The organism is Oceanobacillus sp. FSL W7-1293 (assembly GCF_037969815.1).
Classification (GTDB): Bacteria; Bacillota; Bacilli; order Bacillales; family Amphibacillaceae; genus Oceanobacillus; species Oceanobacillus oncorhynchi.
Genome location: NZ_CP150212.1, coordinates 3,129,959 through 3,151,791, shown reverse-complemented (window position 1 = coordinate 3,151,791; position 21,833 = coordinate 3,129,959). Strand labels below are relative to the sequence as shown.

At 40.3% G+C, this 21,833-nt stretch carries 22 protein-coding genes; 19 read left to right on the top strand and 3 right to left on the bottom strand.

All coding sequences use genetic code 11. From position 1 onward, the window contains the following. Positions 1–235 precede the first annotated feature (235 nt). The 8 genes from fmt to spoVM all read left to right on the top strand — a co-directional run bounded on the left by fmt (position 236) and on the right by spoVM (position 8,294). Positions 236–1,177 carry a methionyl-tRNA formyltransferase gene (gene fmt / locus MKY65_RS15485; protein ID WP_339178319.1) on the top strand — a complete coding sequence of 314 codons (942 nt, stop codon included), beginning with the start codon at positions 236–238 and terminating at the stop codon, positions 1,175–1,177. A gap of 7 nt (positions 1,178–1,184) precedes the next feature. After that, positions 1,185–2,531 (top strand): 16S rRNA (cytosine(967)-C(5))-methyltransferase RsmB, encoded by a 1,347-nt coding sequence (gene rsmB, locus MKY65_RS15480; protein WP_339178316.1) that lies wholly within the window; start codon positions 1,185–1,187, stop codon positions 2,529–2,531. Positions 2,532–2,931: 400 nt separating this feature from the next. After that, a complete protein-coding gene (locus MKY65_RS15475) occupies positions 2,932–3,693 on the top strand; it encodes a Stp1/IreP family PP2C-type Ser/Thr phosphatase (protein ID WP_339178315.1) in 762 nt (253 codons plus the stop codon). Continuing rightward, positions 3,690–5,903: a Stk1 family PASTA domain-containing Ser/Thr kinase gene (pknB, locus tag MKY65_RS15470; RefSeq protein ID WP_339178312.1), complete on the top strand. Its 2,214-nt coding sequence runs from the start codon at positions 3,690–3,692 to the stop codon at positions 5,901–5,903. The genes MKY65_RS15475 and pknB overlap by 4 nt, the downstream gene beginning before the upstream one ends. Continuing rightward, positions 5,904–6,785, top strand: coding sequence for a ribosome small subunit-dependent GTPase A (gene rsgA, locus MKY65_RS15465; protein WP_339178310.1), 882 nt, complete (start codon positions 5,904–5,906; stop codon positions 6,783–6,785). Between the two features lie 2 nt (positions 6,786–6,787). Continuing rightward, positions 6,788–7,441, top strand: a complete 654-nt coding sequence (gene rpe, locus MKY65_RS15460; protein ID WP_339178308.1) for a ribulose-phosphate 3-epimerase — start codon at positions 6,788–6,790, stop codon at positions 7,439–7,441. After that, positions 7,441–8,088 (top strand): thiamine diphosphokinase, encoded by a 648-nt coding sequence (locus MKY65_RS15455; RefSeq protein WP_339178306.1) that lies wholly within the window; start codon positions 7,441–7,443, stop codon positions 8,086–8,088. The genes rpe and MKY65_RS15455 overlap by 1 nt, the downstream gene beginning before the upstream one ends. Before the next feature lie 122 nt (positions 8,089–8,210). Beyond that, positions 8,211–8,294, top strand: coding sequence for a stage V sporulation protein SpoVM (gene spoVM / locus MKY65_RS15450; protein ID WP_042535106.1), 84 nt, complete (start codon positions 8,211–8,213; stop codon positions 8,292–8,294). A 244-nt stretch (positions 8,295–8,538) separates the two neighbouring features. On the opposite strand, the gene rpmB is transcribed toward spoVM, so the two are convergent. Next, the gene (rpmB, locus tag MKY65_RS15445; RefSeq protein ID WP_010649390.1) at positions 8,539–8,727 is read right to left on the bottom strand and encodes a 50S ribosomal protein L28; all 189 of its coding nucleotides are present in this window, start codon (positions 8,725–8,727) and stop codon (positions 8,539–8,541) included. Positions 8,728–9,274: 547 nt separating this feature from the next. Here rpmB and MKY65_RS15440 point away from each other — a divergent pair. Then, positions 9,275–9,637 (top strand): Asp23/Gls24 family envelope stress response protein, encoded by a 363-nt coding sequence (locus tag MKY65_RS15440; RefSeq protein WP_339178296.1) that lies wholly within the window; start codon positions 9,275–9,277, stop codon positions 9,635–9,637. A 19-nt stretch (positions 9,638–9,656) separates the two neighbouring features. Then, positions 9,657–11,315 carry a DAK2 domain-containing protein gene (locus MKY65_RS15435; RefSeq protein WP_339178294.1) on the top strand — a complete coding sequence of 553 codons (1,659 nt, stop codon included), beginning with the start codon at positions 9,657–9,659 and terminating at the stop codon, positions 11,313–11,315. A gap of 56 nt (positions 11,316–11,371) precedes the next feature. Here MKY65_RS15435 and MKY65_RS15430 read toward each other — a convergent pair whose 3' ends face one another. Next, complete coding sequence (locus MKY65_RS15430; RefSeq protein ID WP_339178291.1) at positions 11,372–12,628, bottom strand: NCS2 family permease; 1,257 nt, start codon at positions 12,626–12,628, stop codon at positions 11,372–11,374. A 240-nt stretch (positions 12,629–12,868) separates the two neighbouring features. Between MKY65_RS15430 and sdaAB the strand changes: the two genes are divergently transcribed. The 9 genes from sdaAB to rnc all read left to right on the top strand — a co-directional run bounded on the left by sdaAB (position 12,869) and on the right by rnc (position 21,242). Continuing rightward, positions 12,869–13,531: an L-serine ammonia-lyase, iron-sulfur-dependent subunit beta gene (gene sdaAB / locus MKY65_RS15425; RefSeq protein WP_339178289.1), complete on the top strand. Its 663-nt coding sequence runs from the start codon at positions 12,869–12,871 to the stop codon at positions 13,529–13,531. A 15-nt stretch (positions 13,532–13,546) separates the two neighbouring features. Further along, complete coding sequence (gene sdaAA / locus MKY65_RS15420; protein WP_042535096.1) at positions 13,547–14,422, top strand: L-serine ammonia-lyase, iron-sulfur-dependent, subunit alpha; 876 nt, start codon at positions 13,547–13,549, stop codon at positions 14,420–14,422. A 52-nt stretch (positions 14,423–14,474) separates the two neighbouring features. After that, on the top strand, positions 14,475–16,502 hold the full coding sequence (gene recG / locus MKY65_RS15415; protein WP_339178286.1) for an ATP-dependent DNA helicase RecG: 2,028 nt from the start codon (positions 14,475–14,477) through the stop codon (positions 16,500–16,502). Positions 16,503–16,748: 246 nt separating this feature from the next. Further along, positions 16,749–17,321, top strand: a complete 573-nt coding sequence (gene fapR / locus MKY65_RS15410; protein ID WP_339185269.1) for a transcription factor FapR — start codon at positions 16,749–16,751, stop codon at positions 17,319–17,321. A gap of 4 nt (positions 17,322–17,325) precedes the next feature. After that, the gene (plsX, locus tag MKY65_RS15405) at positions 17,326–18,327 is read left to right on the top strand and encodes a phosphate acyltransferase PlsX (RefSeq protein WP_339178285.1); all 1,002 of its coding nucleotides are present in this window, start codon (positions 17,326–17,328) and stop codon (positions 18,325–18,327) included. Next, positions 18,328–19,266, top strand: coding sequence for an ACP S-malonyltransferase (fabD, locus tag MKY65_RS15400; protein WP_339178283.1), 939 nt, complete (start codon positions 18,328–18,330; stop codon positions 19,264–19,266). After that, the gene (gene fabG / locus MKY65_RS15395; protein WP_339178280.1) at positions 19,266–20,006 is read left to right on the top strand and encodes a 3-oxoacyl-[acyl-carrier-protein] reductase; all 741 of its coding nucleotides are present in this window, start codon (positions 19,266–19,268) and stop codon (positions 20,004–20,006) included. The genes fabD and fabG overlap by 1 nt, the downstream gene beginning before the upstream one ends. Positions 20,007–20,066: 60 nt before the next feature. Continuing rightward, positions 20,067–20,300, top strand: a complete 234-nt coding sequence (gene acpP, locus MKY65_RS15390) for an acyl carrier protein (RefSeq protein WP_042535086.1) — start codon at positions 20,067–20,069, stop codon at positions 20,298–20,300. Between the two features lie 255 nt (positions 20,301–20,555). After that, positions 20,556–21,242 carry a ribonuclease III gene (rnc, locus tag MKY65_RS15385; protein ID WP_339178276.1) on the top strand — a complete coding sequence of 229 codons (687 nt, stop codon included), beginning with the start codon at positions 20,556–20,558 and terminating at the stop codon, positions 21,240–21,242. 150 nt (positions 21,243–21,392) lie between these two features. On the opposite strand, the gene MKY65_RS15380 is transcribed toward rnc, so the two are convergent. Next, positions 21,393–21,614 (bottom strand): DUF1128 domain-containing protein, encoded by a 222-nt coding sequence (locus MKY65_RS15380; protein ID WP_042535084.1) that lies wholly within the window; start codon positions 21,612–21,614, stop codon positions 21,393–21,395. Positions 21,615–21,833: the final 219 nt, after the last annotated feature.

Below are 21,833 nucleotides of genomic sequence, written 5' to 3'. Positions count from 1 at the left end.
CCGCAGAAAAAAAGCGAACTTCTTTTTTTCTACCCGCGGGGCATAAGTGCGACTATGCTTCTGTCTGCGCCTGGCGGCTTGCCAATCAGCCAGTCTTCTTTAAAGGAGATGAGCTCGGGGCCCACGGAAAGCGTTGTGTTTTTCTGGGGCCTAAGATTACTCACCCCATGAAACCCGTTGTAGCGGTAGCTATTAATTTCAATTTATATAACTGGAAGGAAATGAGGGAATAAATTTGAAACGAATCGTTTTTATGGGGACACCAGACTTTGCTGTCCCTGTTTTACAAAAAATTATCGAAAATAACTATGAAGTTGTTCTGGTTGTAACTCAGCCGGACCGGCCGAAAGGAAGAAAAAAAGTCATCACTCCGACGCCAGTCAAAGAAGAAGCCTTAAAACATGGTATAGAGGTATTTCAGCCTGAAAAGCTAAAGAATGATTATCAAGCGCTGGCAGATGCAAAGCCGGACTTGATTATAACGGCAGCCTACGGGCAAATCCTGCCTAAGGAGGTGCTGGATATAGCCCCTTTTGGAGCAATAAACGTACATGCTTCCCTGCTTCCGGAGTTGCGCGGCGGTGCGCCGATTCATTATTCCATTATACAAGGGAAGCAGAAGACAGGAGTAACCATCATGTATATGGCGGAAAAACTGGACGCGGGAGATATCCTGACGCAGGTAGAAGTAGAGATAGAAGACACAGACCATGTCGGCACATTGCATGATAAGCTGGCTGAGGCTGGGTCAGACTTGCTTATTCAAACGCTGCCTGATTTATTTGCTTCTAAAATAACACCTCAGAAGCAGGACGAAGCATTAGCAACCTTCGCATCCAACATTAAACGGGAACAAGAAAAGATTGACTGGAATAATTCCGCCGCGGAGATTTATAATCAAATAAGAGGACTCCACCCTTGGCCTGTTGCATTTACTACCTATCAAGGTAAGGTAATGAAAATCTGGTGGGGAGAAGAAGCAGCAGAAAGCTCGTCTTCCAAGCCGACAGGTGAAATTATCGCGAAGGACAGTTCCTCTTTTACGGTGCAGTGTGGACAGCAAACAAGTATAAAGATAACGGAGATTCAACCTGCCGGAAAGAAGCGCATGAACGTAAAAGATTATTTACAGGCTTCCCGGGACAGGATTCAAATCGGCGTCATACTAGGAGAATAAAATAATTATGAAATATCAACTGAGACAAACCATGCTTGATGTTCTTATTCGGATTGAAAAAGATAAAGGATACAGCAATCTGCTGTTAAATCAAGAATTAAAGCAAAAAGGTTTAATTGAAAAAGATAAGAGATTACTTACAGAAGTTGTTTATGGAACTATACAAAATCAAATAACCATTGACTATTATCTAGCACCATTTATTAAAAATAAGAAAAAAATAGATGTATGGGTGAAACAGCTGTTAAGAATGTCTGTATACCAGATGGTGTATTTAGAAAAAATTCCGGATCATGCTGTTCTTCATGAATCTGTTGAAATTGCTAAGATACGCGGTCATAAAGGGATAGCTTCTTTCGTGAACGGAATATTGCGCAGTATGCAGCGGAATGGTCTGCCGGACCTATCCTTGATAAAGGATCCTGTGGAACAAATTTCGGTTGAGACAAGCCATCCAATCTGGCTCGTTGAAAGATGGATAGAAATGTATGGCAAAGAACGGACCGAAGCAATGTGCCATGAAAATTTAAAGCATTTCCCTATGTCTATCCGGATTCAGCCTATGAAAACAAATCGTGAAACGGTTATGGAGCAGCTTGAAAGGGAAGGATTCACGGTATCAGTATCCCAATTTTCACCACAGGGTATTTTGATTGAAAAAGGAAATATCTTTAAAACAAATCTTTTGCAGGACGGGTTCGTAACTATACAGGACCAAAGCTCCATGCTTGCGGCCGAATCATTAAAATTAGAATCAGGCATGAAAGTGCTGGATACATGCAGTGCGCCGGGTGGAAAGGTAACACATATTGCAGAGAAAATGACAGATCGGGGAGATATTCATGCCTATGATCTGCATCAGAAAAAAGTGAAATTAATCGAAGAAAAAGCAGCAGTATTGAATTTACATTCGATAGCGGCCTTTCAAGGGGACGCCAGAAAACTTAATGAAAAGTATGAAGAAGAAAGCTTTGACCGGATTCTTATCGACGCTCCCTGTTCCGGTTTAGGCGTTATTAACGGCAAGCCTGAAATAAAATATGAAAAACAAGTGCAAGATATTGAGCGTCTTGCAGCCATTCAGCTGGATATTGTGCAGGCTGCAGCAAAACTTTTAAAACCAGATGGGTTGCTTATTTACAGCACCTGTACAGTTGACAAAGAAGAAAATAACCAAGTAATCCAGAAATTTATAGAAAAAAATGATGGATTTAGTGTGGACCTCTCCTTTAGAGAGGACCTTTCCGAACCATTAAAACAAGCGCCAGGCTGGTCATCAGAAGGATTACAACTATTCCCCCAAGATTTTCAAACAGATGGATTTTTCCTGACAAGAATCAAACGGAATAGGTAAAGGATGTTTACTAGAGGAAAAAGTTTCATTTAACTTATAGAATGCATAGTTTTAATCTACGGAAGAATGTGCCATAATTATAAAGAAGTCTATACGGATATTTAAATAATGAAAAACGCATAATCCGGTTTTATCAAGGTGTTACTGACTGGGACTGCGATTACTCGTCCCATCGAAGGACTTTTGTAAGATTCCTGATTCCAGAAGAGAGAATCGAAAATTCTAAGCGGGACTTCAGCAGTGAGTAACAGTCCGATCAGTTTAATTATCATTTCGTGGAGAAGAAAAGCCCCGCGAAATGAAGTTTCACTTTATCTTATTTGTGGACATTCATTTACGAAAAGTAATCAGTATTGTTTGAGAAAGATATATATTTGGATTTGTAAAGGGGGAGTAGCTCTTGAAAGGACTTTTCTTAACGCATTGCGGACAAGTTCGCAATCATAATGAAGATGCAGGCGGTGTTTTTGAAAATAAAAGCAAGCAGCCAATTGCCATTATTGCTGATGGCATGGGAGGTCATCAAGCAGGTGATGTAGCAAGTATGCTGGCTGTTGAAAATATTAAAAACAGATGGGAAGAAACCGAACAAGTTGAAAACACAGATGAGATTGAACAGTGGTTTCAACAAACTATTAGAGAAACAAATGAACAAATTTTTCAGAAATCGCAAGAAAACAAGCAGCTGGAAGGGATGGGGACAACCCTTGTAGCTGTAGTGATAATAGGAGATTCCCTTACAATTGCCCATATTGGGGACAGCCGCTTGTATATTGCCAGAGGCAGTCAACTTGAACAGCTGACAGAGGATCATTCCTTTGTAAATGAGCTTGTAAAAAGAGGCGAGATTACAGAGGGGGATGCTGAAGTTCATCCTTATAAAAATTATATTATTCGTGCTCTGGGGACAGATGCCAAAGTTGATACAGATGTAAAGACGCTGACATGGCAGGCGGGAGACCGGCTGCTGCTATGTTCAGATGGCCTGTCAGATAAACTCAGTCAAACGGAATTAGCACAACATATTACAGCAGATAACGAGATGGATGAGATAGGTCACCAACTTGTTGATTTAGCGAATCAGCGCGGTGGAGAAGATAATATTTCGCTTATCTTGATAACACATGACGGTTCAGGCTCGGAGGCAGGTGAACCTGCATGAACACGGGACACTTATTAAATGACCGTTATCGAATCGAGAGAAAAATAGGCGGAGGCGGAATGGCTAATGTCTTTCTCGCCAGAGATACCATTCTTGAGCGTGATGTAGCTGTTAAAGCATTGCGTACCGACTATGTACATGACCAGGAGTTTATTGCACGTTTTGACCGTGAAGCGCAATCTGCAAGCTCTCTCTCTCATCCGAATATTGTCAATATCTTCGATGTCGGAGAAGACGATCAGGTATTGTATATGATTATGGAATATGTAGAGGGGATGACTTTAAAGGAGTATATTCAGCAGTTTGGGCCAATAGAGGTTCCCCTTGCGCTGGATATCATGAAACAGATCGCTTCTGCTATTGCGCTGGCACATGAAAATGATATTATTCATCGTGATATCAAGCCTCAAAATATATTAATTGACCGTTTTGGTCAGGCGAAAGTGACAGATTTCGGGATTGCGATGGCTCTCAGTGCAACCGCATTGACGCAAACCAATTCCATCCTGGGTTCTGTTCATTATCTGTCACCGGAGCAGGCGCGCGGCGGGATGGCAACAAAAAAATCAGATATTTATTCATTAGGTATTGTATTGTTTGAATTACTGACTGGAAAATTGCCTTTTTCTGGGCAATCCCCAGTATCTATTGCATTAAAGCATTTGCAAAGCGATACACCGTCTGTGAAAGAAATCAACTCGGATATCCCGCAGAGTGTGGAGAATATTGTTTTGCAGGCAACAGCTAAAAATTCATTTTATCGTTATGAAGATGTCTATCAGTTTGAGGCAGCTCTTGAAACTGCATTGTCACCGGAAAAATTACATGAGGATCCTTTTACGATTCCGGATGAAGAAGGCGACGAGACAAAAGCGATTCCAATTATTACAGATGATGATTTGTCCGAGGATGATACAGAAGCAGGACGGACGATAGTTCATCAAGCGGATACGGAGCCGACAAAAAGCTACCCGGATGATGACAATAAAAAGAAAAAAGAAAAGAAGAAAAAGAAACCTGCCAGTAAAAAGAAAAAAATTATCTGGATATCGATTCTATTATTATTACTTATCGGTATCGGAACTGCTGCGGTTGTGTATGCGATGCAGCCTCAAGATGTCACGATAGCCGATTATGTAAATGAACCGGCAGATGAAGCAAGAGAGGCACTGGAAAGTCAAAATCTTCTAGTTGAAATAGAAGAGGTTAATTCGGAGGAAATTGAGGCCGGATATGTGGAGAGAACCAATCCTGTTGCTGGAAGAACAATCAAAGAAGGGGCAGCAATCACCCTATTTGTCAGTCAAGGGCCAGAGCAAGTGGAATTTGGTGATTTTGTCGGAGAAGATTTTGAAGAGGTGGAAGCACAATTGAACCAAGAAGGTTTTGAAGATATTACACCTTTTGAAAGAAACTCTGACCAGCCTGTCGGTGAGATTATTTCACAGGTTCAGCCGGATCCGGAATCATCTGTCGTTCCAGCAGATACGAAGGTTATTTTTGAAGTCAGTGCCGGGCCAGAGATGGTGAGCCTTAATAACCTGACAGGAATGAGTGAAGAAGAAGCACAAGCTTATGTAGATCGTAATGAATTAGTTATGAATAAGCATGAAGAGCATTCAGATGATGTCGAAGAAGGGCTTGTTGTCAGACAATCTCCAGAATCAGGAACAGATATTGAAAAAGGTTCTACCGTTGATGTTTATTTCTCTTTAGGGCCGGAAGAGGAACCGCCGCGGTCTCATTCTGTTTCGTATATGGTTCCATATACGCTTAATAATGAAGAGGAATCAGCTGAAGAAGGCGGAGAAGAGAACGAAGGAAATCAAGAGGAAGACAACGAAGAAGAATCATCTGGTGACGGGAATAATGACGAAGAGCAAAACAGCGAATCAGATGAAGAGAATGCAGAGAACGAGGACACAAATAATGAAGATTCGAATAACGAAGATTCCAATAATGAAGAAGCAAATGCAGAGAATGAAGAAGAAACAGAATCGGCAGAACCAGAGGAGCAAACGGTGCGGATCTATATAGGTGACAGTAATAACGATATTTCAGATGTATATCGGGAAGAGACAATAACAGAAGATACGGAAGTAACGTTCACATTAACGATTGCGCCAGGAACGGATGCCGAATATCGAATCACCAGAGATGACGAGGAAATTACGGAAAGGACTGTATCCTATGATGGAGAGGAAGAGTAGATGGCAGTAGGAAGAATTATTAAAGCGTTAAGCGGCTTCTACTATGTACAGTCAAATGAAGGAGTTTATGCTTGCAGGGGCAGAGGGGTGTTCCGGAATAAAAAAATCACCCCTTTGGTTGGCGATTTTGTGGAATTTGAAGTTCGTAATGAAGTAGAAGGCTATATTATGAAAGTAAGAGACAGGTCGAATGAGCTTATTCGGCCTCCTATTGCGAATATTGATCAAGTAGGAATTGTCAGTGCGGCAACTTCTCCGGACTTCAATCCGCTATTGCTGGACCGCTTTCTTGTCCTTGTAGAATCAAAGCATATCCAGCCTTTGATTCTTATTACAAAAATGGATTTAATAGCGCAAGCAGAAATCGATAGAATTAAGGAGTATCAAACAGCTTATCAGGAGATTGGCTATGAAGTGAAGCTGTTATCATCCAAAGAGCCGGAATGGATTTCCGAAGTAATGCCCTATTTTAAAGATAAGGTGACCGTTTTTGCGGGGCAGTCCGGGGTCGGGAAATCATCGTTATTAAACACACTGGATCCAAATCTGTATTTGGAAACAGCTGAGATTTCAAAAAGTCTTGGAAGAGGAAAGCATACCACAAGGCATGTAGAGCTCCTGGCAATTGGAGAAGGGCTTGTGGCGGACACACCTGGGTTTAGTGCGTTAGAGTTTTCCGATTTAGAGGCGGAAGATTTAGGATCCTGTTTTCCGGAAATAAGACTTCATATGCCGGATTGTAAATTTCGGGGCTGTTTGCATGATAAAGAACCCAAATGTGCAGTGAAAGCAGCTGTTTCGGATGGAGCTATAGCTGAATTCAGATACGATCATTATTTACGTTTCCTAGAAGAAATTAAAACAAGAAAGCCGAGGTATTAATTATGACAAAAATAGCACCTTCTATTTTATCAGCTGATTTTGCCAAGCTTGGAGACGAAATCAAAGAAGTGGAACAAGCCGGGGCAGATTATATTCATGTTGATGTCATGGATGGACATTTTGTTCCTAACATTACCATTGGTCCTTTAATCGCAGATGCGATTAAACCAATTACAAATTTGCCGTTAGATGTTCATTTAATGATAGAAAATCCAGATGCATATATACCGCAATTTGCTAAAAGTGCATCTATCATTACCGTCCATCAAGAAGCCTGTGTGCATCTGCACCGTACATTACAACTGATTCGTTCCCATGGTGTAAAGCCGGGCGTCGTCATTAACCCGGGCACTTCAGCCGAAGCAATTAAGCCGGTTTTAACGGAAGTGGATCTTGTTTTATTAATGACTGTAAATCCTGGCTTTGGGGGGCAGTCTTTCATTAAAGAAGTTGTCCCTAAAGTTGCCCAGATAGCCTCATGGCGTGAAGAAATGGGCTTAAGCTTTGAAATAGAAATCGATGGCGGTGTAAATGAGGAAACAGCGCCTGTATGTACGGAAAATGGTGCAGATGTATTAGTCGCAGGAAGTGCTATTTTTAATCAGCGTGACCGAAAAGCAGCCATTGATGTGATTCGCAAGAGTGCAGAGAAATAATGATGCGTGTCGGCATTGTAGGTAATGGTCCGAAAGAACAGTTACCTAATCTGTTAACCTATCAAGAGGAAGTGGATTTTTGGATTGGCGCTGACCGCGGGGCACTTTATTTAGCAGAGCATGGAATAACGATAGACATTGCACTTGGAGATTTTGATTCTGTTACGAAAAGGGAATATGCTATTATTGAAAAACATGCGGAGCTTTTTGATAAGTACCCGGTGATGAAGAATCAGACGGATTTAGAGATTGCTATCGAGATGGGAAAAAAGAAGGAAGCAAGTGAATTTTACTTGTTTGGCGTAACTGGGGGCAGACTGGATCATGCATTAATGAATCTGCAGCTGCTTTACCCATTATTACAGCAAGGAAAGCGTGCGGTCATACTAGATAAGGGAAACCATATTGAAATGCTGGAGCCGGGCAGCTATTCAGTGGAGGAGGAAGGATATTCTTATATTTCTTTTTTAGCATTTACTCCTGAGGCTGCCGGGTTAACATTGACCGGATTTGTATATCCATTAGAAAATAAAACGATACACTGGGGTTCATCTTTATGCATATCTAATGAGCTTAGTCAAAAAAAAGGTACTTTTTCTTTCTCTAAAGGCATACTAATACTAGTAAAGAGTTATGATGCAGTTTAACTAATGATAAGTGTTCAACATTACGATAAAGGGGATTAAGAAGTTCGATATGTCGTTTTACCGGACTTTTTGAACATCCTTTAGGAGCAAATAGGATAGTTAAACAGGGAGGGCCTTTATAAATGAAATTTTATACGATTAAGCTTCCTAAGTTTGTAGGCGGATTTGTAAAAGTGATTATTGGTGTATTTAAAAAAGAAAAGTAATAGTAAACGAGCTTTTGTCATTAACGGCAAAAGCTTATTTTTTAGAGAAATCCGTTTAGTCGAAAGAGGTAATTTAAGGAAAAAAGTAAAGCTGAAAATAATCTCTTCGTGGAGAAAAGACCTGAAACTGATAACCATGATATGTATTTATTACTTCACCAATGATAGTTAAATTTTTTTTAGACACAAAAAAACACCATGCAAAACATGGTGTTTTTAAGGCATATGCACATATTTTCGTATATTATACACGTTCTACTTTGCCTGATTTTAATGCACGAGCAGATACATATACTTTCTTCGGTTTTCCATCTACCATAATACGTACTTTTTGTACATTTGCTTTCCAATTACGCTTGTTGGAATTCATAGCGTGAGAACGTTGGTTACCACTACGTGTTTGGCGTCCAGTTACAACACATTTTCTAGCCATGTCATTCCCTCCTTACATTCCAAAATCAGTATACCACTAACTTAATTTATCATAACTTCCCCGATATTGCAATTGAATCTTTTTTATTCGTTAAAGACCGTATGTTTTTTGAGAGCTAAGAAAGTATATGAAAAATGTAGAAGATAGCCGCTCCAACGTGTTTCATGGGATGAGTAATCTTAGGCCCCAGAAATACACTCCGCTTTCCGTGGGCCCCGAGATCACCTCCCTTAAAGAAGACTAACTGATGTTTTTATTTTTCTTAAGCAATCCTATGAAAGAAAAATTGCTTGACAGATGAATGAAAATCATCCATTGTAATAGTGGAGTTTTTTCTTCTGCCTAGTTTTAGAGGACAATTGTTGAGAGGATAGGTTTTCTAATTCTCGCAGGCTCCCTTTTAAAATGGCAGAGCATATAGTATAATTTTAATCATATATGATGGAAAAAACGGATGATCAAATGGCGCGAGGGCAATGATTACTCGTCCCATTCAATTTGTTTGAACAGCGATAAAACATACTTTGTAATAAAAGGAGCTGTAGTTATGTCAATAGAGTTGCATACAAACGATGGACTCGTTACGATAACAACAGATGTTATTGCAACAATAGCTGGTGGAACAGCTGTTGAATGCTATGGAATTGTAGGGATGGCATCGAAAAGCCAAATTAAAGATAATATTTCAGAAATACTGCGTAAAGAGAACTATTCTAAAGGAATTGTTGTTCGTCAAGAAGACGGAAAGCTACATATTGACTTGTTTATTATTGTAAGCTATGGCACAAAAATTTCCGAAGTGGCACATAATGTGCAATCACAAGTAAAATATACACTTAGTCAATCCTTAGGATTAGAAATCGATTCGGTAAATATATTTATTCAAGGTGTCCGAGTAGAAAAGGAATAGAGCAGAAGGAGGAGAAGATGTGGCAGTTGAGAAAATAGATGCAGCATTATTATCACAGATGGTGTTGACCGGAGCTTACCATCTTTCGAATAATGCACAAAAAATTGACGCATTAAATGTTTTCCCTGTTCCTGACGGGGATACCGGAACAAATATGAATTTAACAATCACTTCTGGAGCAAATGAAGTGAAAAAATTGGAAACAGACAAAGTTTATGAAGTGACAAGTGCTTTTTCAAAGGGATTATTAATGGGAGCCAGAGGGAATTCTGGTGTTATTTTATCTCAGATTTTCCGCGGCTTTGCGAAAGCGTGTGAAGGAAAAAAAGAGCTTTATGTAAAAGATTTTGCGGAAGCCTTTGAAGGGGCTGTCCATGCAGCTTATAAGGCGGTTATGAAGCCCGTAGAAGGAACTATTCTTACCGTAGCAAAAGACACTGGAAACAAAGCAATGGAAATTTCGGAGAATGATTTGGACATCGTTGCGTTTATGGAAGAAATATTAAAAGAAGCCAAAGCATCATTAAAACGGACTCCCGACTTATTGCCTGTATTAAAGGAAGTAGGGGTCGTGGACTCCGGCGGTCAAGGTCTGGTGACGATTTATGAAGGCTTTCTTGCTGCGCTAAAGGGTGAAGAACTGCCGGAAGAGTCGGATGCTGCTGGTAAAATGGACGAAATGATCAATGCCGAACATCATAAAGTAACTCAGGATTTCATGAATACTGAGGATATTGTATATGGGTATTGTACAGAGTTTATGGTGAAATTAGAAAATGATAAATTAAAAGATCATCCTTTTGATGAAACGACTTTCCGTAATGAATTAAGTGAATGGGGAGATTCCCTCCTTGTTGTTGCAGATGAGGAAATTGTAAAAGTGCACGTACATGCTGAAGCTCCAGGCACGTGCTTAAATCTGGCACAGCAATATGGCAGCCTGATTAACCTGAAAATCGAAAACATGCGGGAGCAGCATACAGCAATTGTCGGGGATAAAAAAGAAGTGCCAAAAGAAAAATCCGCTTATGGCATTGTGACTGTAGCAATGGGAAATGGATTAAAGGAACTGTTTGAAAACTTAGGGGCTGCCGTAGTCATTGAAGGTGGACAGACAATGAACCCGAGCACGAAGGATATTACCGATGCAATTGAAAAAGCAAATGCAAAGAAAATCATTATCCTTCCTAATAATAAAAATATCCAAATGGCAGCGGAGCAGGCGGCAGAATTAGCCGGCGATCATGTTAGAGTGGTTCCCACTAAAACGATACCACAAGGAATCAGTGCTATGCTGTCATTCCACCCCGAATCATCTTTAGATGAAAATAAATCTGTGATGGAAGAGGCAGGAAAGCAAGTCCGGAGTGGGCAAATAACCTATGCAGTAAGGGATACCCAAATTGATGGTATCGATATTGCTAAAGGGCATTTTATGGGAATTGATGAAGGAAAGATTGTGACAACACATAAGCAAAAACAAGAAACGGCTCAAGACCTCATTGATAAAATGATTTCAGAGGACAGTGAAATCTTAACGATTCTTTCAGGGGAAGATGTTTCTGCAGAAGAAGTGGAAGCATTAGAAGCCTATGTAGAAGCGAAGTATGATGAAATTGAAGTTGAAGTTCATCGAGGAGAACAGCCTATCTATTCTTATATTTTCTCGGTTGAGTAAGGAAAATAAAGCAAAGTCCAGTCTGATATTATAATCGGGCTGGACTTTGCTTTTATTTATATACCAACGATTTTTAAAACAAATTCGATAAAAAATAAAGTAGATATAAGCAGCAGCTGCTTAGATATTTCATTTCTCTTTCCGAGTGCCAATTGCACAATAGGATAGGCAATAAAACCAAATGCCATTCCATCACCAATACTATAGGTGAATGGAATCATCACTATAATGAGCAGTGCCGGGATACATTCGGAAAATTGATTCCAGGGCAAGTACTTCATGTTTTGAACCATTAAGAATCCGACAATAATTAGAATCGGACTCATTGCTGTTGCAGGAATAATGGAAATCCATGGAATAAATACCACCGTAGCCAAAAATAAGATACCAGCAGTTATCGCTGCTCTGCCTGTCTTTCCACCTGATGCTATCACAGCTGCATTTTCAGCACTTGAGATCGTAGGCGATGTTCCAAATATACCAGAAAGAAACGAAGATGTTGCGGTAATCCGATAAGACTTCTGAAAAGCTTCAGGTGATTTCAGCATATCCAGCTGGCTGGATAATGTACCCATATTTTCAAAAATCAAAATTAAAGTTAATGTAAATACAGATAACCAAAAAGAGATATCGCCGATTGCTGTAAACGAAGGAATAAATAGTAATTCATCCAAGTTAAAACTCACGGATGAAACGCCATTTGTCGGAACATTTAATGCCATAGCAACGAAAGTACCGATAATCATGGTGATTAAAAAATTTGCCGGTACTCCTTTTACAAACAGGTAAATTGCAACAAATAATGTAATCAGCCCTGCAATCACAGATGGTGAAGTAAAATCACCGATTGTAATAACAGTTTGTTCTCCGCTTGTAACAATCCCGCTGTTTTCAACACCGATCAGAATTAAGAAAAAACCTAATCCGATTGTTATCCCGTGCTGCAGAGAGTCCGGTATAGCTTCTTTTAGGATGGTACTGAGCTTTGTGAAGGCGGTAACCATAAATAATAACCCTGCTAAACAGACAACTGCTAATCCTTCATGAAAGCTAAAGCCATTATTTCCAATGATTGAAAAAGCAAATAAGGCGTTAATCCCCATACCAGGAATTAAGATTAAAGGAAGCTTTCCGAAAACCCCCATCATGACAGTGCCGGCAAAACTCGCTAAAATGGTTGCTATCATCCCGTTTTCTAATGAAAGCCCTGCTTCACTTAGAATGCTGCCATTTACAACAACGATATACACTGTTGTCAGATAACCGATAATACCAGCAACAATATCTTTTCTTAACGTATTTTTTTGTTGCATAGGAAACCTCAATATTTTATTATCCCTCTCCCGCCCAATAAAGAATGAAATCTTTATCCACAATTGAATATTATAAGAAGATGTTCAGAAAGTCAATGTTACCAGGAATTAGGCTGAGAATCTTTATAAAGATTCGAACGCATGGTTGCTTTTTTATCAAGATTAAATTGTGAATGAACTTCGTATTTTTGTTATAATGATAAAGGAAAGCTTAAACAATTACAGGGCGGTGTTATTTTTATGAAATATAATTCCGTATTCGATATTATCGGTCCGGTTATGGTGGGACCCTCCAGCTCACATACAGCAGGGGCGGCACGTATTGGAAAAGCAGCCCGGAATCTATTTGGCAGACAGCCCGCTTGGGCAAAAATACACCTCTATGAATCTTTCGCTAAAACCTATCGGGGACATGGAACAGATTTTGCACTTGTCGGCGGTCTTTTAGGCATGGAAACCGATGACTCGCAAATTAGTAACTCTTTGCAGCTGGCAAAAGAGAAAGGTTTAGAGGTTGAATTTATTGAGGATAGTGCAGCAGTAGACCATCCGAATACAGTCCGCATGATTATTGGAGATGACAAAGAACAGCAAGAGCTGATGGGAATATCTATTGGCGGAGGGAAAGTGGAGATTACAGAATTGAACGGTTTTGAACTCCGGTTATCCGGGAATCATCCCGCTATTTTAATTATGCATAATGACCGTTTTGGCGCGATTGCCTCAGTAACGAGAATTCTGGCAAAATATGAATTGAATATTGGACATATGGAAGTAAACCGAAAAGACGTTGGCAAAGAGGCGCTGATGGTTATTGAGGTGGATCAGAATATAGAAGATTCTATATTACAGGAGCTGCAGGCTGCTGATCATATAATCTCTATTGCAAAGATTGTAAGTTAAAAAGGGGGAATTGCGATGTTTCGAACAGTTGCAGAGTTAGTGGAAATGGCCAAAACAGAAAACATCCCCATATCAGAAGTGATGATACGACAAGAAATGGATGTAAAAGAGAAAACGAGAGATGAAGTTTTTGCCGAGATGGAAAAAAATCTCGTCGTTATGGAAAATGCGATTGAGGATGCACTGAAAGGAGTCCAGTCCGTAACAGGACTTACTGGCGGAGATGCTGTGAAAGTGCAAAAATATATGAAAGAAAAAACCCCGCTGTCCGGTAATTTAATGATGGACGCGGTCAGTAAAGCAATGGGAACAAATGAAGTAAATGCAGCCATGGGAATCATTTGTGCCACCCCCACTGCCGGGAGCGCTGGCTGTGTGCCGGGCACACTATTTGCGGTGAAGGAACAATTGAATCCGACGAGAGAAGAAATGGTGCGGTATTTATTCACTTCCGGAGCATTTGGCTTTGTGGTGGCAAACAATGCGTTTATTTCTGGTGCAGCAGGCGGATGTCAAGCGGAAGTCGGATCAGCAGGAGCAATGGCCTCCGCGGCTATCGTTGAAATGGCGGGAGGTACACCAGAGCAGTCCGCTCACGCTTTTGCAATGACATTGAAAAACATGCTTGGCTTGGTATGTGACCCGGTAGCTGGTTTAGTAGAAGTTCCGTGCGTGAAGAGAAATGCAGGAGGTTCCTCTCTTGCTATTGTATCTGCAGACTTAGCTTTAGCGGGTGTAGAAAGCCGTATTCCATGTGATGAAGTCATTGGAGCAATGTATCGAATCGGAAAACAAATGCCTTCTTCTTTACGTGAAACAGGGGAAGGCGGCTTGGCTGATACGCCAACGGGACGATTCCTAAAAGAAAAAATCTTTGGGGTATCTGTCTAACCGAAGAAAAGATAAGAAATAGCAATAGCTCTTGCAGAAAAGGATGTTGGAAATGAATGAATCAATCTTAGAAGTGAAAGGTATTGGCGAAAAGGTAGCAGAACAGCTTGCCTTCATGCATATTTACGAGACGAACGATATATTACAATATTTCCCGTATCGATATGATATTTATGAAGAAAAACCTCTGCAAGAGCTGGTTCATGATGAGAAGGTTACGATTAAAGGGAAGGTCGTTTACAATCCTTCTCTTACTTTTTTTGGAAAGAAAAAGTCACGGTTAAGCTTCACTGTAGAAGTGGAAGGGATTGCTGTCAAAGCGATTATGTTTAACCGGGCGTTCGCAAAGAAACAGATTCAGCAGGGACAAGATATTACCTTAACAGGAAAATGGGACGCGCACCGCCTGCAAATTACAGTCAGTAAATATAAAACAGGAAAAATGGAAGAAAATGATTCTATTACCCCTGTATATTCATTGAAAGGCGATTTAACTTCTTATAAATTCCAAAAGCTTATCAAGCAGGTGCTTGACTCACATGAGGACGATATCACAGAGATTCTTCCTGCTTCTTATTTGGAAAATTATAAGCTTCCGGAAAGGAAAGCTGCCGTAAGGACGATGCATTTTCCGGAGAGCAGGGTTGCTTTAAAGCATGCACGGAGACGGTTTATCTATGAAGAATTTCTGCTGTTTCAGCTGAAGATGCAATTGATTCGAAAAATAAATCGTGAATCCACCAAAGGGAATGAACAGGATTATCAGATCAATAACGTTCAAAGTTTTATTACATCATTGCCGTTTACATTAACCGATGCGCAGCAAAAAGCATTAACTGAAATTTTAAAGGATATGAAAAGTGCTTATCGAATGAACCGGCTGCTTCAAGGCGACGTTGGCTCCGGGAAAACCGCTGTTGCGGCAATTTGCCTATACGCTGCTGTTACAGCAGGTAAGCAGGGAGCATTAATGGTTCCTACTGAAATTTTAGCAGAACAGCATTTCCAATCCTTTCAAACGATGCTGGAAGGCAGAGCGGACGTTGCTTTGTTAACAGGATCTGTAAAGGGAAAGAAACGTAAAGAGCTGACCCGGCAAATTGAAAATCAAGAAATTGATATTGTGATTGGAACGCATGCGCTTATTCAGGAGGATGTCTTATTTAAGGATTTAGGTTTAGCAATTGTGGATGAGCAGCATCGCTTTGGCGTTGCGCAGCGCAGGACACTGCGAGATAAAGGGCTGGATCCGGATGTCTTATTTATGACAGCAACCCCGATTCCCAGAACGCTTGCGATTACAACGTTTGGCGATATGGATGTATCCATTATCAACCAGCTTCCTTCCGGGAGAAAAGAGATTGAAACATTATGGGTGAAGGAAAATATGTTTGAACGGATTCTTGATTTTATTCAAGAGCGGGTTAAGCAGGGCGAGCAGGCATATATTATCAGTCCGCTTATCGAGGAATCGGATAAATTAGATATTCAAAACGCCGTGGATTTGTATCATCAGCTGACAGCTTACTACGATAATGAAATGGAAATTGGCTTAATGCATGGCCGCCTGTCTTCCGCGGAGAAGGATGAAGTAATGCGCGATTTTGCAAATAACAGGGTAAAGGTGTTAGTTTCAACAACCGTTGTTGAAGTCGGAGTGAACGTTCCGAATGCTACCGTAATGGTAATTTACGATGCAGAACGTTTTGGCTTGTCACAGCTGCATCAGCTCCGGGGACGCGTCGGCAGAGGAAGCAAGCAAAGTTATTGTATTCTCATTGCAGAACCTAAAGGGGAAGTAGGCAAAGAGCGGATGCGCATCATGTCAGAAACAAGTGACGGATTTGAACTGTCCGAACAGGACTTGCAATTGCGCGGACCGGGCGATTTTTTTGGCAGAAAACAAAGCGGTATGCCCGAATTTAAAGTAGCTGACATGGTACACGATTACCGCGCGCTGGAAACCGCACGCCAGGATGCACAGCATATTGTTGAAAATAATTTATTACAATCCGAGGACTACAAATATTTAAAGGAAATATTAGCAGAAGAAGAGGGTCTGCTTGAAAAATTGGATTAGTCCAGAGACAGCAGTTAAATCAATAGATTACTTGCATAAAAAAGCATGCTATTATATATTACTATTAGTACCAAGTCTTAAAACGAAGCTTCACCATCGGCAGTATTCAATAAGCGCTCTTTTTCCCTGATCGAGACAAGAGACGGGACGATGCTTACCAATATTGACAGGTTAATGAGATTTATTGAATATGATAAAAAAGAATCGGCACCTCTGAAAATATTAGATGAAAGTTTGATGATAGAAATGAGACGATCAAAAGCAGAACGGCAATCGTTATTAAGAGCAAAAATCGAAGACTCTCCATTTGTAACGGATGAACAGCTTGCAAAAGATTTTCAAGTGAGTATTCAAACGATTCGGCTGGACCGTATGGAGCTGTCTATTCCTGAACTTCGTGAACGGATAAAACATGTGGCTACAAAGCAATGGAATGAAACAGTTAAAGCTTTGCCAGTGGAAGAAGTAATTGGAGATATTATTGACTTGGAATTGGATGAGCGGGCTATCTCCATGCTCGATATCACGTCAGAGTTTGTTTTTTCCAGAAATAAAATTGCCAGAGGGCATCATCTGTTTGCCCAGGCAAATTCATTAGCTGTGGCCGTCATTAATGATGAACTTGCTTTAACTGCTAAGTCTACCCTGCGTTTTAAAAGACAGGTTAAAGAAGGCGAAAGAGTGATTGCCAAAGCGATTGTTAAAGGAAGAGACAAGCGGGGGTACACCATCGTGGAAGTGAACAGCTTTGTGAATAATGAACCTGTGTTTACAGGTGAATTTTTCATGTTTCATTCCAGTGAAAGCAAAGGAGAATAAATCAATGCGATTAGCGATAGATGCAATGGGAGGCGACCATGCACCAAAGGAAATTGTGTTAGGTGCGATGGAAGCTGTAAAAGAAAATAAAGATTTACAAATTACCCTTTATGGGGATGAAAATCAAATTAAACCAATTTTAACGGACAGGAAGCAAATTAATATCATACATACAGATGAAAAAATAACATCAGAGGATGAACCTGTAAAAGCGGTGCGGCGCAAAAAGAATGCTTCGCTTGTTTTAATGGCTAAAGCTGTCAAAGACGGGGAGGCAGATGCCTGTATTTCTGCAGGGAATACGGGTGCATTAATGAGTGCCGGCTTGTTTGTCGTGGGGCGTATTCCAGGAATCGACCGTCCTGCATTGAGTCCTACTTTTCCAACAGTGGACGGGCAAGGCTTCTTAATGCTCGATGTCGGAGCAAATGTTGACGCAAAACCAGAGCATCTGCTTCAATATGGTATTATGGGCTCCATTTATGTGGAGAGAGTAAGAAATATTAAAAAGCCTCGAGTCGGCTTATTAAATGTAGGCACGGAAGATGGAAAAGGGAATGACTTAACGAAAAAAGCTTTTCAGCTTCTAGAAAATGCGCCCATCCATTTTGTAGGGAATGTAGAAGCAAGAGATATATTAAATGGTGTGGCAGATGTTGTGGTGACTGATGGCTTTAGCGGAAACGTAGCATTAAAAACCATGGAAGGCGTTGCCGAAACAATCTTTTCTCTTTTAAAAGGTACATTTATGTCTTCCACAAAAACCAAAATTGCTGCTGCACTTGTTAAAAATGACCTGAAAGGCATAAAAGACCGGTTAGATTACTCAGAGTATGGCGGAGCGGGATTATTTGGACTTTCTGCGCCAGTAATCAAAGCGCACGGATCTTCCAAAAGCCGGGCAATCACCAATGCTGTAAAGCAGGCCGTTTATATGGTTGAGAACGATGTGACCGCAACAATTCAGAGTACCATTGAAACGATCAGCGAAGAGGAGGAGAAATAAATGAAACGTATTGCATTTATGTTCCCGGGGCAAGGGTCGCAGGCTGTTGGCATGGGGAAAGATTTATATAACGCTTATCCGCAAGTACAGGCCTTGTATAAAGAAGCAAATGAAGTGCTGGATATGGATATACAGACACTTATGTTTGAAGGACCGAAAGAAACATTGACGGAAACAGAGAATACACAGCCAGCGCTATTATTATCCAGCGTTGCCGTAACCAAGCTCTTAGAAGAAAATGGCATTCACCCTTCGATGGTTGTCGGACATAGCTTGGGAGAGTATAGTGCATTAGTTGCTGCTGGTGCAATCAAGTGGCAGGACGCAATTCAGCTTGTTAAAGTAAGAGGACGTTTAATGGAACAGGCATTTCCAAAAGGGCAAGGAACCATGGCTGCTGTGTTAGGTCTTGGTCAGGACAAGGTTGAGGAAGCACTTGAGCAAGTGAAAGACGAAATTGTAGATATTGCCAATTTAAATTGTCCGGGGCAGATCGTTATTTCCGGTTCCGTTGCAGGCGTGGAACAGGCAACTGCATTATTAAAAGAAGCAGGAGCAAAACGGGTATTGCCGCTAAATGTAAGCGGGCCGTTCCATTCCAGATTGATGAAGCAGGCTAACGAAGATTTTGCAGCACATTTAAATGAAACAGCTCTAGGAGATGCAAAAACACCTGTTTATGCAAATGTTTCAGCTGATGCAGTAACGGAAAAAGAAACCATGAAAGAATTATTAGTACAGCAGCTCTACTCGCCGGTGCGCTTTGAAGAATCGATTCAAAAGATGCTGGAAGAAGATGTGGATGCATTTGTTGAAGTAGGTACAGGAAAAGTACTTTGTGGATTATTGAAGAAAATCGACCGGAAAACAAAAACATTTGCTGTACAGGATCAGGAATCACTCGACGCGTTTATTCGCTGGTACAAGGAGGAAGAATAATGTTACAAGGTCAGACAGCAGTAGTAACGGGAGCTTCCAGAGGGATTGGCAGAGCGATTGCTTTGGAACTTGCAAAAAATGGAGCAAATGTCATTGTAAACTATTCAGGTAGTGAAGCAAAAGCAGAAGAGGTTGTTGGAGAAATTCAGGAGCTCGGAGTAAAAGCAGTTAAAGTACAGGCAAATATTTCTGAGGAAGAATCTGTTAAACAACTCATGAAGCAAGCAGTGAAAGAGTTCGGATCAATCGACATTCTGGTGAACAACGCCGGCATTACAAAGGATAACTTATTAATGCGAATGAAAGAAGATGAATTCGATCAGGTGATTCAAACCAACCTGAAGGGCACGTTCTTATGTACGAAAGCTGTTACCCGCCAAATGATGAAGCAAAAATCAGGACGTATTATTAATGTAGCTTCCATCGTCGGAGTAAGCGGAAATCCTGGACAGGCTAATTATGTTGCAGCCAAAGCGGGCGTGATTGGTTTAACCAAAACAACCGCAAAAGAGCTTGCTTCACGAAATATTTTAGTAAATGCTGTTGCACCAGGGTTTATTTCTACAGATATGACGGATTTATTAAGTGAAGAACAGCAGGAATCTTTATTGCAATTAGTGCCGTTAGCCCGCTTAGGCAAACCGGAAGACGTCGCGCGGGTTGTCCGCTTTTTAGCAAGTGAAGATGCAAATTATATTACAGGGCAGACCATTCATATTGACGGTGGAATGGTGATGTAATACAATTGCAGAACAAAAACAAAAAATAATAATATATTTTTGAAAGGAGGTGAACGGGTAATGGCAGATGTGTTTGAACAAGTAAAGTCTATTATTTCTGATCGTCTGGATGTAGACGAAGAAAAAGTAGTTTTAGAAGCTTCATTTAAAGATGACCTTGAAGCAGATTCACTAGACGTTGTTGAGCTTGTTATGGAATTAGAAGACGAGTTTGATATTGAAATCGCTGATGAAGATGCTGAAAAGATTAATACAGTAGGTGATGCTGTAGATTACATAAACAGCAAAGCTTAATGAATAAAAACAACCTATGGGAAAGCTTCTTTTTAGAGGCTTTCCCATATCTATTTAACGCAGTGGTTACCTGTCTTATTGAAAGATGGAGCCGGTGTCCGCGCTTAATCATGAAATAAATAATTTATTGAAGTATGTGGTAAAATAAAGATTGTTCAAGTCAGTACCTGTATGTATTAAAGAATTCCGGCAATGTTTATTTGTTTCTTTAGAAAGTGTGAAATCATCTATTTTATGGGGGTGAAGGAGATTAATTTGGAATTAAGTCAGCTGGAGAATGAATTAGGAATAACTTTTCAACAAAAAGATTTATTAAAGGAAGCATTTACACATTCTTCTTATGTCAATGAATATAAAAAAAGCAAGCTGAATGATAACGAGCGGTTGGAATTCTTAGGAGATGCCGTATTGGAATTAGCTGTTTCGCAATATTTATACAGGAACAATCAGGAAATGCCTGAGGGAGAGATGACCAAATTACGTGCAGCTATTGTCTGTGAAGCGTCTTTAACGGTATTTGCAAAACAATTTGACTTTGGGAAATACATCCTTTTAGGTAAAGGAGAAGATAAGACTGGCGGACGTCAAAGGCCGGCGATTCTAGCGGATGCATTTGAGGCCTTTTTAGGAGCACTTTATTTAGATCAAGGCTTTGATGCGGTGCTTCGTTTTCTAAATATGCATATTTTCCCTGCATTAACAGTAGATACGTCAACAAGTGTGATGGATTATAAAAGTCATCTTCAGGAAATCGTTCAGCAGCAAAAAGATAGAAAAATTGAGTATGAGATTATCGAAGAGCGCGGACCTTCCCATCATAAAGAGTTTATCGCTCAGGTTGTAATTCAGGGAGAACCCGCTGGAAAGGGAAACGGAAGAACAAAAAAAGAAGCTGAGCAAAAGGCAGCCAGAGCGGCGCTTGAGAAAAAGCTTCCAGAATAAAAAAACGTTACGCAAGGGTAATTTAGCTGCTTGTTCTTGCGTAACGTTTTTCTTATATTGCGTGACCGAAAAGGTATTATGGCAACTTTTTCACTGGGATGAGTAATCGAAGCCTTAATTCCTGAGCGTTGCAGCCTTAGTCTTTCTGCATCATTTGCGAATGGCTGCTAATTCATTAATAAAGGCCTGTGTTTCTGACGCGCTTAAACGGCCTTTACTGATAACCATGTCATACATCCATTTTAAGTCCTCATATTTTTCAAGATTATAATCCTCTGCGTCCATAATTGAACGATTTACTACCTGTAGCTTTTCAGCTAACTCTTGAAGCATATACTCCATATTTTCCTTGCTTGGCTGCTCTAACTGCATCATATCCTCCTTCTATTTATCCTCTTCAGGAATTTTATCCGTACATAGAAAAAGTACAAAATAAGAATGAATGGTATTTCAAATGAGCTATGTACGAATAAATAACATTAATCTTATAACAAGTGTTAATTATAGCATAATTTTTATCTTTCGTTAAAGCGTTCCTTTCTGAATTAATAGCATGTCGCGCATAGGCTAAAGTGCCATAATGTGATAAAA

Excerpts from the sequence above, each read along its gene's own strand:
- MKY65_RS15380 (WP_042535084.1), bottom strand. The coding sequence starts at position 21,614 with ATGCAGTTAGAGCAGCCAAGCAAGGAAAATATGGAGTATATGCTTCAA.
- MKY65_RS15440 (WP_339178296.1), top strand. The coding sequence starts at position 9,275 with ATGTCAATAGAGTTGCATACAAACGATGGACTCGTTACGATAACAACA.
- pknB (WP_339178312.1), top strand. The coding sequence starts at position 3,690 with ATGAACACGGGACACTTATTAAATGACCGTTATCGAATCGAGAGAAAA.
- sdaAB (WP_339178289.1), top strand. The coding sequence starts at position 12,869 with ATGAAATATAATTCCGTATTCGATATTATCGGTCCGGTTATGGTGGGA.
- fapR (WP_339185269.1), top strand. The coding sequence starts at position 16,749 with ATGAGACGATCAAAAGCAGAACGGCAATCGTTATTAAGAGCAAAAATC.
- rsgA (WP_339178310.1), top strand. The coding sequence starts at position 5,904 with ATGGCAGTAGGAAGAATTATTAAAGCGTTAAGCGGCTTCTACTATGTA.
- spoVM (WP_042535106.1), top strand. The coding sequence starts at position 8,211 with ATGAAATTTTATACGATTAAGCTTCCTAAGTTTGTAGGCGGATTTGTA.
- rsmB (WP_339178316.1), top strand. The coding sequence starts at position 1,185 with ATGAAATATCAACTGAGACAAACCATGCTTGATGTTCTTATTCGGATT.
- plsX (WP_339178285.1), top strand. The coding sequence starts at position 17,326 with ATGCGATTAGCGATAGATGCAATGGGAGGCGACCATGCACCAAAGGAA.
- fabG (WP_339178280.1), top strand. The coding sequence starts at position 19,266 with ATGTTACAAGGTCAGACAGCAGTAGTAACGGGAGCTTCCAGAGGGATT.
- recG (WP_339178286.1), top strand. The coding sequence starts at position 14,475 with ATGAATGAATCAATCTTAGAAGTGAAAGGTATTGGCGAAAAGGTAGCA.
- sdaAA (WP_042535096.1), top strand. The coding sequence starts at position 13,547 with ATGTTTCGAACAGTTGCAGAGTTAGTGGAAATGGCCAAAACAGAAAAC.
- MKY65_RS15430 (WP_339178291.1), bottom strand. The coding sequence starts at position 12,628 with ATGCAACAAAAAAATACGTTAAGAAAAGATATTGTTGCTGGTATTATC.
- MKY65_RS15455 (WP_339178306.1), top strand. The coding sequence starts at position 7,441 with ATGATGCGTGTCGGCATTGTAGGTAATGGTCCGAAAGAACAGTTACCT.
- rpe (WP_339178308.1), top strand. The coding sequence starts at position 6,788 with ATGACAAAAATAGCACCTTCTATTTTATCAGCTGATTTTGCCAAGCTT.
- fabD (WP_339178283.1), top strand. The coding sequence starts at position 18,328 with ATGAAACGTATTGCATTTATGTTCCCGGGGCAAGGGTCGCAGGCTGTT.
- acpP (WP_042535086.1), top strand. The coding sequence starts at position 20,067 with ATGGCAGATGTGTTTGAACAAGTAAAGTCTATTATTTCTGATCGTCTG.
- rpmB (WP_010649390.1), bottom strand. The coding sequence starts at position 8,727 with ATGGCTAGAAAATGTGTTGTAACTGGACGCCAAACACGTAGTGGTAAC.